The sequence below is a fragment of the Croceitalea sp. MTPC6 genome, from assembly GCF_036985525.1.
In the GTDB taxonomy this organism is placed as follows: Bacteria; Bacteroidota; Bacteroidia; order Flavobacteriales; family Flavobacteriaceae; genus Croceitalea.
The window spans coordinates 1-754 of the sequence record NZ_BTGR01000028.1 but is presented as its reverse complement, the minus strand read 5'-3'; the positions used below and the strand labels follow the sequence as shown (position 1 = coordinate 754).

The 754-nt window shown below is 44.4% G+C and carries 1 protein-coding gene; it reads right to left on the bottom strand.

The features are described 5' to 3' along the window. Positions 1-754: hypothetical protein (locus tag AACP56_RS17890; protein ID WP_339339069.1), on the bottom strand; the 754-nt coding region annotated here is incomplete at both ends.

The following is a 754-nucleotide window of genomic DNA, read 5'->3' as shown; positions in this document are numbered from 1 at the left end:
GCCCTCGCTTATCGTTAGTACGTTCGTCGGGGCATCCAGACTAGCTCCAGTGATATCGTCATCCGAAAGAGATGAAGCATCAATTAATATCCATGATGAACTTCCTGCATTCCATTGTAGTAATTGTCCATCTGCAGTACCATCTGCCAATTTAGCTGGAGTAACTGCTCCATCTGCTAACTCTGTAGCTGTAACACCTCCTGCTGTTATACCTAAAGTGAGAGGACTAACAGTTGTTGCTCCTCCTGAAAGGGTTAAAGTCCCATCTGTGGCTCCCGTTACCTCATTTCCAATTACACCGTCATTTTCTGTGACCGTAACCGAACCTAAATCGACTAAAGTCCATGAAGTTGTTCCCGCATCCCATTGGATTACTTGTCCATCCGCAGTACCGTCAGCTATATTTTCCAATTGTACAGCATCGTCCGCCAATTTTGTATTATCTATTGCATCACCATCTATCTTAGCTGTAGTTACTGCTCCATCTGTAATTTCATCTGTTTCTACCGCATTGTTCGTTAAATCAACAACTCCTGTATTGGATATCGTAGCATCTCCAGAAGCTGTTACGCCTGTTGCAACATTACTTCCGTTCCCAACATATATCTGTCCGTCGTTCAGTGTGTTCGAAGTTGTAATCTGATTGTCCACATAGGTCTTTACCGCTAGCTCCGTGGGGAACAAGGTATTGGTCCCATCAGCCAAAGTAATGTCCGTGGACTTGTTCGCTGAATCTTCCTTTAACGCTATCGCC